11 protein-coding genes are annotated in these 8023 nt (G+C 50.6%); 5 read left to right on the top strand and 6 right to left on the bottom strand.

Features of this window, described 5'->3' with window-relative positions; all coding sequences use genetic code 11:
• Positions 1-412 precede the first annotated feature (412 nt).
• Positions 413-1294, bottom strand: a complete 882-nt coding sequence (locus tag AAY72_RS09925; RefSeq protein ID WP_057787225.1) for a LysR family transcriptional regulator — start codon at positions 1292-1294, stop codon at positions 413-415.
• Between the two features lie 110 nt (positions 1295-1404).
• Here AAY72_RS09925 and AAY72_RS09920 point away from each other — a divergent pair, with 110 nt between their 5' ends.
• Both AAY72_RS09920 and AAY72_RS09915 read left to right on the top strand, forming a co-directional pair.
• Positions 1405-2157, top strand: a complete 753-nt coding sequence (locus AAY72_RS09920; RefSeq protein ID WP_057787223.1) for an SDR family oxidoreductase — start codon at positions 1405-1407, stop codon at positions 2155-2157.
• 182 nt (positions 2158-2339) lie between these two features.
• On the top strand, positions 2340-2792 hold the full coding sequence (locus AAY72_RS09915; RefSeq protein WP_057787221.1) for a DUF4826 family protein: 453 nt from the start codon (positions 2340-2342) through the stop codon (positions 2790-2792).
• A gap of 10 nt (positions 2793-2802) precedes the next feature.
• On the opposite strand, the gene AAY72_RS09910 is transcribed toward AAY72_RS09915, so the two are convergent.
• Together AAY72_RS09910 and AAY72_RS09905 are read right to left on the bottom strand one after the other, a co-directional pair.
• The gene (locus AAY72_RS09910; RefSeq protein WP_057787219.1) at positions 2803-3300 is read right to left on the bottom strand and encodes an LURP-one-related/scramblase family protein; all 498 of its coding nucleotides are present in this window, start codon (positions 3298-3300) and stop codon (positions 2803-2805) included.
• Positions 3301-3400: 100 nt separating this feature from the next.
• Positions 3401-4015, bottom strand: a complete 615-nt coding sequence (locus AAY72_RS09905; RefSeq protein ID WP_057787217.1) for a DUF2459 domain-containing protein — start codon at positions 4013-4015, stop codon at positions 3401-3403.
• Between the two features lie 309 nt (positions 4016-4324).
• Between AAY72_RS09905 and AAY72_RS09900 the strand changes: the two genes are divergently transcribed.
• Both AAY72_RS09900 and map read left to right on the top strand, forming a co-directional pair.
• Positions 4325-4543 (top strand): ParD-like family protein, encoded by a 219-nt coding sequence (locus tag AAY72_RS09900; RefSeq protein ID WP_008609322.1) that lies wholly within the window; start codon positions 4325-4327, stop codon positions 4541-4543.
• Positions 4524-5318, top strand: a complete 795-nt coding sequence (gene map / locus AAY72_RS09895) for a type I methionyl aminopeptidase (protein WP_057787214.1) — start codon at positions 4524-4526, stop codon at positions 5316-5318. The genes AAY72_RS09900 and map overlap by 20 nt, the downstream gene beginning before the upstream one ends.
• On the opposite strand, the gene AAY72_RS09890 is transcribed toward map, so the two are convergent.
• Both AAY72_RS09890 and AAY72_RS09885 read right to left on the bottom strand, forming a co-directional pair.
• Positions 5315-5563, bottom strand: a complete 249-nt coding sequence (locus AAY72_RS09890) for a DUF3297 family protein (RefSeq protein ID WP_008985407.1) — start codon at positions 5561-5563, stop codon at positions 5315-5317. The two genes, map and AAY72_RS09890, sit on opposite strands and share 4 nt — an antisense overlap.
• A gap of 81 nt (positions 5564-5644) precedes the next feature.
• Complete coding sequence (locus tag AAY72_RS09885) at positions 5645-6568, bottom strand: sialidase family protein (protein ID WP_057787227.1); 924 nt, start codon at positions 6566-6568, stop codon at positions 5645-5647.
• A gap of 126 nt (positions 6569-6694) precedes the next feature.
• Here AAY72_RS09885 and AAY72_RS09880 point away from each other — a divergent pair, with 126 nt between their 5' ends.
• Positions 6695-7174, top strand: a complete 480-nt coding sequence (locus AAY72_RS09880) for a TlpA disulfide reductase family protein (RefSeq protein ID WP_008985409.1) — start codon at positions 6695-6697, stop codon at positions 7172-7174.
• Positions 7175-7183: 9 nt separating this feature from the next.
• On the opposite strand, the gene AAY72_RS09875 is transcribed toward AAY72_RS09880, so the two are convergent.
• Positions 7184-7960, bottom strand: coding sequence for a transporter substrate-binding domain-containing protein (locus AAY72_RS09875; RefSeq protein ID WP_057787212.1), 777 nt, complete (start codon positions 7958-7960; stop codon positions 7184-7186).
• Positions 7961-8023: the final 63 nt, after the last annotated feature.

The raw sequence follows: 8023 nt of genomic DNA, 5'->3' as shown, positions 1-8023 counted from the left end.
TTAACTGATCGGCATTACGCATCTGCGGTCTTTTTTATTAACAACTAGAGCGACAGTGCAGCATTTGCATTTTTTGATATTTCCTCAATGTAGCTCAAGCAGTTTTCTGAATACTTAATAGAATCTTATGGAGCTAAGGGGCTGGAAGGTTAAGATTAGGGCAAAAAGTGCACTTCAAATCGCCAGAATGTCAGGTGTTTGGCGTGGTCATCAAAATCAACAAGAAATCAGTGATGGTGGTCAGTGATGATAACCGTCAGTGGAAAATCCCACCAGGACTGGTGCGGATCATGAAAGACGTCTAGTCAGGATGGTTGGCATAAATCTGCAAGGCGTCAATACGTCCTAAAATGGACGCTTACGTATAATCTACTATCGGCACTATCTTGAGCTCAGTATTAGATGAGTCAATTTAGACGCTAAGGCGCTTCCTTAAAAAATCAAATAGCAGCCTTACTCTGGCGGATACCGGCCCACGTTGTGGCCGGTAGAGCGATAATGGCCAGGGCGTAGGTTCGTGGTGTTTAAGCAGCCTGACTAGCGCACCGTGTTTAATTTGCGGGGCCGCCAAAAAGTCGGCTACTTGAGCCAGTCCTAACCCGGCAGTTGCGGCGGCCAGCTCCTGCTCGGCATCGTTTACCAGATAGCGTACTTTGCGTGGTTGGTAGGTTGCGCCGTCTTTAAAAAACCAGATCCAGGGTTTACCAGTGGCGTTATCCAGCATACTCACTTGTTGATGCTGCGCCAAATCGTCTAGTGTCGCGGGCTGACCAAATTGCTTAAGGTAATGTGGGCTGGCAACCAGCCACAGGGCGACCTCTGATAACGGCACAGCGACAAAGCTCTGATCACGTAATAAACCAGCGCGAATACCTAAATCAATTTGTTCATCGACTACCGCACTGTGTTGATCGGATAAGCGCAAATCTAAACCGATATGTGGGTGTAGTTGCGCAAATTCTATTAATAACGGTGCCAGTATACTGCGCATGGCTGCAGGGGCTGCGAGCCGTATTTCGCCGCTAAGTTCATTGGAGGCGGCGCGTGGGCTGAGTAGCTGTTCTAACTGTACCAGTTGTTGCCGACAGTCTTGATAAAACTGCTGCCCAAATTGCGTCAGCCTGATCTGGCGAGTGTTACGATGAAACAATAACTCACCGGTGAGTTGCTCTAATTGTTGCACGGCACGTGTTACGGCTTGCGGCGATATAGCCAGTTTCGTGGCACTGTCTTTAAAGTGCCTGAGTTCTGCCGCGGTGCAAAAGATGCGTAATAGCGCTAATTTATCGCGCATTGATAATTCCTGTATCTGGAATTCTGAAGTGTTTATTGTTCCATTTTTATGCGGATAGCACCAGCTTATACTGCATGTCATCCCATTAAATGATGACGAGGAAACAGCGTATGAGTCAGGCAAATGCAGTAGCAGGAAAAGTCGTATTAATTACCGGTGCCAGTAGTGGTTTGGGCGAAAGTACCGCTCGGCTATTGGCCAGCCTCGGTGCCAAACTGGTTGTAGTCGCGCGCCGGGCTGAACGGTTACAGCAATTGGTGGCAGAGATTACCGCCGCAGGTGGGGAAGCGGTGTATCAGGTTACCGATGTCACCAAAGCCAGTGATTTGGAGGCAGCAGTAAACCTCGCCGTTAGCACTTACGGCCGGTTAGATGTGATGATCAACAACGCTGGTTTGATGGCAATAGCGCCGATGTCGGCACGCCGGGTGGCTGAATGGGATCAGATGATCGATATCAATATCAAGGGCGTGTTATACGGTATTGCGGCAGCGTTGCCGGTGTTTGAAAAACAAAACAGCGGCCATTTTATTACGATTTCATCGGTAGCTGGGGTTAAGGTGTTTAGTCCGGGTGGTACTGTGTACAGCGGCACTAAATTTGCGGTGCGCGCGATTAACGAGGGCTTGCGTCATGAAGTTGGCGCGGCTATCCGTACTACCACTATTTTACCCGGTGCGGTGGAGTCTGAGTTAAAACACGGTAGCAAACATGCTGCCAGTGCTGAGTTTGTGCAGGCGTTTTATCAGCAGAATGAAATTCCGGCTGATTCGGTTGCCCGCGCTATCGCTTATGCTATTGAGCAACCCGCGAATGTTGACATTAATGAAATTGTACTACGCCCCACAGTGCAAGAATTCTGAGTAGGAGCAGAGACCTTCTTGGTCAGATACCTAGGTGTTCCCGAAGTGTTCGTGGAGCGGGGTGGGACTTAATTAGCCCCGCCCCCTTTTCTTCAGAAAGCCGTTAGCTTGCGAGGTAAAGTTTGCCAGAAGTTGTTACCATAGCCATAGGTAACAACTGTATGTAATGCTGGAGCTTAAAGATGGATTTAGACGACGCGCAAGACTGGGCCTGGTGTGACAGCCAGTTTGCGGCTATTGAAACTTACGTAAAAACCCAGCAAATCCCGCATGGTATGATTTGCGACTGGCCGGAATGGTATACCGCGCCTTATGTTGGGTTATGGGCGGTAGAAAACCCAGAGGATCCGGGGTTTGTTGGGCACTGGATCCTGGCCGGCGATAGCACCGGCGCACAGCCCCAACCCGTGCCGTTTGACCATCTTAGCGCCACCGATTTACCCGAACCCCGTGATGCAATGGCCGCCTTTGCGCATAAATGGACCACGCTTGCCGCTGCCGCCAATAAAGGTATAGCCTGGCAAGGCAGCCCGGAGCTTAGCGGCGATTTGGCCGCCAAAGCAAAACAACTTAGTCGTCAGGCGCAGTTGTTGGCGTTGTGGGCGGCTGATGATGAGTTGTGGGATGTGGATTAGTGTTAAATCGCTAATCTCCCACGCCGGAATTACGATCACTATGCTGCAAGCGGTCGATTACTATTACTACGGCCAAGAGTTGCGCCGTCCACTCCGGTTTTAGGATCTGCACCGCATAGGTATCAGACCAGCTAAACCATTTTTTTGAGATACTGGCAATCAGCTGGCCCTGTTGGCGGATTTCATATTCGTGTTGCCAGAAATTGCCGGTCATCTCTAATTGCCCGGACGGCGTTTCCACCGCAAAGCGGCTTTTTAAAAACGCCCAGAACTGCTTGCGCACCAGCCATTCGCTGCCATCGTTATTCACAATCCGGCAGGCGGGTAACAGCGTCAGGTATTTGCGGCGGATTTTTAGTAATGGCTGGGCGCTGGCATTAAACAGCGTTTGGCTGCTGCTAAAGCTAAAGACTTTACCTTTTACCATATAGGCCGCACGGCCGCGCTCATCTTCAATGCTAAAGCTATCACTTAGGCTAAGCAGTTTTTGTTTAATCAGATATTTCATGGCGGTGATCCGGGCTGAGTATGCAGCTGATTATGGCGAGAATTCTTTATTCTGAACAGCACTTTTGCTGGCTAAAGCGTCCGACAGCGGTGAATACCGCTTAGTTATGCTGAGGGTCTGGAGCGGCTTTAAGCTGCCAATTGCCCCATACCGGGTTACCCTTTACCTTAAGCCCCAGCGCTCTTAACCAGTCGGCGGCCTGATGGTTGGAGTTATAGTGCATGGTATAGGGCTTATCGCTGGGGATAAAACTAAGATGGCGCTCAGGGCTATAAAAAGGCGCGATCTGACTACGCTGAAATTGTTGCTCCAGGGTTTGGATCAGGGCATCGACTTTGGCGGCTTCAACTTGAAATTGCCAGCGCTGGCTAATACCAACGCCGATTTGCGCTTCGAGGTTTTCTCCGGTGCTGGCCGGGGCGATCTGTTGCCGGCCCAGTGCACCTTTACTGTCCAGAAATAACGCCCGGCTGCCGCTGGCCAGGCTTTGCTCGTTTGCAACATACCAGGCCCAGTCACCAAAGGAATAACGCAGCCGGCTTTGATCGGCGGCGGTTAGCAGAATAGAGCTGTGCCGACCATGCAGCAGTAACTGCACTTCACGCGGCTCTGCCACCTGTGCCGGCAAGCTAATGGTGGCGCTGCAGCCGCTTACTAGTAGCAAGGGTAGCCAGATTAACAGTGCCAACACTCTTGGTATCAAAACGTTCTGCATCAATGCTCTCCCCATAACTATTTTGTGCATAACTATTTTATGCATAACTACTTTGCGCATAACTATTTTGCGCTTTGCTGGCCGCATCCTGGCTCCATAATCTTTAACTATAACGGTGACGATTTTTCTGGCCGTGGCTGACCACGCTACGCCAGAGCGGCCTTTACATCATAATAGCGACTTTTGGCGCAGGCAGCGCGGATCTGCATCCGCTTAGATCGCGGCTTAAGGCGCTTGCGATTATTGCGCTAGGAATGAATATATACTTCATATATAATTCGTATATTGCGAACTGCAGGAGTCAGGAACTTGGGTATTGTAAAAATTGCCGATGAGCTACACGAAGAAATCCGTAAAGCCAGTGGCGCTATGTCGCGCTCGATTAATGCGCAGGCGGAGTTTTGGCTAAAAATGGGCATGCTGGCTGAGCTGCATCCGACCCTTAATTATCAGCAATTGGTGGTGATGTTGTTACAGCAGGCTGATGTGAAATGGGCGGGGGGCCTGGATGAGCGGCGTTCAGCTTAAAACGGCAGCCGAGCTGGCATTACAGCGCGAGGCTGGCCGGTTGTTAACCCGGGTGTTTGCGATGCTGGATACCGCGATCACGGCCGGAATTTCGACCCTGCAAATTAATGAACTGGCTGAGCGCTATATCGTCGATGAGTTACAGGCCCGCCCTGCCAGTAAGGGCCAGTATGGCTTTGCTTATGTGCTAAATACCTCGGTGAATGAGGTAGTGTGTCACGGCGTGCCGTCGGCCAGTCAACGCTTAAAAAACGGCGATATTATCAACGTCGATATTACGTTGGAAAAACATGGCTTTATTGCCGATTCCAGCAAGATGTATCTGATTGGCGAGGTGGCACCGGCGGCCCGGCAGTTGGTGGCCGACTGTTATCAGGCGTTGTGGCTGGGTATTAAAGCGGTTAAGCCCGGTGCCCGGCTTGGGGATATTGGTTTTGCCATTGAACAGTTTGCCTTAAGCCGCGGCTATAGCGTGGTGCGGGAATACTGTGGGCATGGCATTGGCCGCGAGATGCACGAAGCACCGCAGGTGTTGCATTATGGTGCCGCCGGAAGCGGTATGCTGTTAAAGCCCGGCATGGTATTTACGATTGAGCCGATGCTTAATCAGGGCAGCGCCAAGGTGAAAACCAAAAAAGATGGCTGGACTGTGGTCACCAGCGATAAGAAATTATCGGCACAGTGGGAGCATACCGTGGCGGTAACAGAAAACGGGGTAGAGGTATTAACGCTGCGCCCGGAGGAGCTGGCGCAGCAGTTAGCAACAGCTGGTTAGCGGTAAAAGGCTTCTACGGTACCTTTTACGGTCAGTAATAATGGCTGGCCACGGCGATCCAGTGCCTTGGCGGAGGCGACCTTTACCCAGCCTTCGCTGATGCAATATTCTTCCACGTCAAAACGTTCTTTGCCGTTGAGCTTAATGCCTACTTCGTGCTCAAAGATAGCCGCGTTGTAAAATTTGCTGCGTGGATTTACTGATAAACGATCTGGTAACTCGGGGCGGATAGTCGCGTCGGTCATAACATCACTCTATTAAGTTTAAAGCCGCTATATTAAGCTCAGAGCGAAGCTGACTCAAGGCTCTGGCTTTCAGGTAAAAAGTTATTGCGGTAAAAAGTTGGCGCCACTGGGGACCCGAAGCTCCAATCGAGTGACGTAGATCGCACTGCGCTGCTCGTGCGACGAGTAATAACTGATATAGAGGCAATTTTCCCGTAAGACCATACCGGCGTAACTGCAATCACCACCGGACGGCAGCACTTGCCATTCAGTCAGTTTTCCTGTTAACCGGTCCAGCATGCACAGACTGGTACGAACCTGTTTATCATATAAGCGTACACAAGCCAGAAGCTGGCCATCTGCTAACCGGAGCATCGCCGGGCCACCAATCCGACAGCCGATATCTGTCCATTGCCAGTCATGATAGGGTGGCCGCGCAACACCCAATAAGCCGTTTTCGGGATCCCGACGCAGTAAACAAAGTGCGGTACCGTCAGGCTCAAAGCAGATAGCGCTTTCGTTAGCGTAGCTGCCCTGATAAATCGCCTGACCAAGGGGTACAAAGTGCCTCGCATCCCGGGTTTGATACGCCCTTACCAGACGTGGCTGGCCACAATGATAGCTAACGGCAAGGGCTTGCTGCCCGAACCATGCCAGGCGCCATAACCAAAAATTTGGTTCACCAATCGCGACCGGTGCTGACCACTCCAGACCATTATCAGAAAACCAGGCAAAACTCTGATGGCTCTGCTGGCTTTTGTCATGCAAAGCGCCGGCGCCATAAAGCATCAAGCGGCCATCAGGTAGCAGACTAAATTTTGCATCACGTAAATCTGCGCCCGCCATACTGATCACGGCAGAGCTGAGCCAGTGAATACCGTCCAGGGAGCGTAAGATCCGAAACTGACCATCAGGGGAGACATGAGCGCTACCTTCGCGAAATACACACCAGAGGGTATAGTGAAAATAAATCAAATCGGTAAAAGCATTATGAGGCGCCTGCTGCCAAATCCTTAGTGTTTGCATCTTAGTGAGACCCGAGACCATCATTTAAGCATTACATTAACAGAAGTCAGCTTAGTCGCAAGCTGCACTGGATCGTCACTGCTAAACAAGCTAGAGTCGCGAGTTAAAACTATTCGAGGGCAAGTCATGAAATCCTGGCTGTTAACGCTATTGCTGGCAGGCTGCATGTTCTTTGGTATCAGTTGGTATAAAGAGCAGACTTTGCTGAAGAGCGCCAGTACTGCGCCGGCTTTTATCGCTATGACTGCAGAGGGGGATCTATTTCGTTCGACGGAGCTGCAGGGCAGACAAACCTTACTGTACTTTTTTGCGCCCTGGTGTGGTATCTGTCGCTTGAGTATGCCGAATTTGAAGTATTTGCAGGCTGATAACGAGGGGCTGGCGGTGTACGCTATTGCGCTACAGTATGATTCAGCGCAGCAGGTAGCGGACTTTGTTGCTGATTTAGATCTAGAGGTTCCGGTACTCTTGGGTAACCAGCAGCTGGCTACTGATTATCAGATTCAGGCTTTTCCGACTTATTATGTTATCAATGCAGAAGGGCAGATTAGTGCTAAGTCGCTGGGATATAGTACGGCGCTTGGGCTTTGGTTGCGCAGTCGCTAGTAGTAGACATTAGTGTTGCTCGGGAGTGGATTGTTGCGAGTGCTGACCTAGTAACTTTTCTCGAGATAATTCAATTTGTTGCCAGAGCTGAGCCCGCCGCTCGTCGTCAAGCTTGCTACTTTTCCGGCTTAAAACCAGGTACAGTGGCTGCGCCATAAACCGCGGTTCGAGCTTGCGGATCTTATCAGCCTCGGAGTGGCCTTTGAGTTGCGCTGCCGCCACTTCATCCGGCAACACGTAACCATCAAGGCGGTGCTTTAAAACCAAATCAATACCAGAGTCGAGAGCTGTATCCAGTTCACGCCATACGCCCAGTTGTTGTAGACGTTGCTCTGCTACGTAGCCCTTGGGTGCCGCTAAACCATGTTGTATACCGGTTAACTGCTGACCATCCCACTGCAATGTGCTGTCATATCGGGTATAGATAGAATAATTCAGATGCAATAATCGCTTACTTGGGTCCAGTTCCAATTGTGATCTGGGAAAGTGATATGCGCTATCGCGCTCAGCAGTCCAGCCAACCCCAATGGCCCCATCCAGCTCGCCCCGGCTTACCGCTGCCAAACAACGACGCCAGGGTAGTCGCTGCAGTTGATACGGCATTGCCAGGCTATCTAAAGCATCGCTAACAACCCTGGCCTGGAACTCAAAAATCTGCTCTAAACCAACCCCCAGACTGGTTTTTAAAGTCGATTTTTCTTGTAGCTCATAACAGAACAGTAACGGGGAATGTGCAGCGACCGGCTGACACACAAGTAGCAGCGCCAATAAGGCGTATTTACGCATAGTTGTCCTCCAGCTATGAGCGTCACAGCACAGAGTGTATTGTTTAATTAATAACCTAAATAA

It is taken from the genome of Alishewanella sp. WH16-1, from assembly GCF_001441695.1.
Classification (GTDB): domain Bacteria; phylum Pseudomonadota; class Gammaproteobacteria; order Enterobacterales; family Alteromonadaceae; genus Alishewanella; species Alishewanella agri.
Note: the sequence above shows the minus strand (reverse complement) of the source record. Positions and strands in the feature narration are given on the sequence as shown.

Coding starts and splice junctions, on each gene's coding strand:
- AAY72_RS09910 (WP_057787219.1), bottom strand. CDS start 3,300: ATGAAATATCTGATTAAACAAAAACTGCTTAGCCTAAGTGATAGCTTT.
- AAY72_RS09920 (WP_057787223.1), top strand. CDS start 1,405: ATGAGTCAGGCAAATGCAGTAGCAGGAAAAGTCGTATTAATTACCGGT.
- AAY72_RS09925 (WP_057787225.1), bottom strand. CDS start 1,294: ATGCGCGATAAATTAGCGCTATTACGCATCTTTTGCACCGCGGCAGAA.
- AAY72_RS09905 (WP_057787217.1), bottom strand. CDS start 4,015: ATGCAGAACGTTTTGATACCAAGAGTGTTGGCACTGTTAATCTGGCTA.
- AAY72_RS09875 (WP_057787212.1), bottom strand. CDS start 7,960: ATGCGTAAATACGCCTTATTGGCGCTGCTACTTGTGTGTCAGCCGGTC.
- AAY72_RS09890 (WP_008985407.1), bottom strand. CDS start 5,563: ATGACCGACGCGACTATCCGCCCCGAGTTACCAGATCGTTTATCAGTA.
- AAY72_RS09880 (WP_008985409.1), top strand. CDS start 6,695: ATGAAATCCTGGCTGTTAACGCTATTGCTGGCAGGCTGCATGTTCTTT.
- AAY72_RS09915 (WP_057787221.1), top strand. CDS start 2,340: ATGGATTTAGACGACGCGCAAGACTGGGCCTGGTGTGACAGCCAGTTT.
- map (WP_057787214.1), top strand. CDS start 4,524: ATGAGCGGCGTTCAGCTTAAAACGGCAGCCGAGCTGGCATTACAGCGC.
- AAY72_RS09885 (WP_057787227.1), bottom strand. CDS start 6,568: ATGCAAACACTAAGGATTTGGCAGCAGGCGCCTCATAATGCTTTTACC.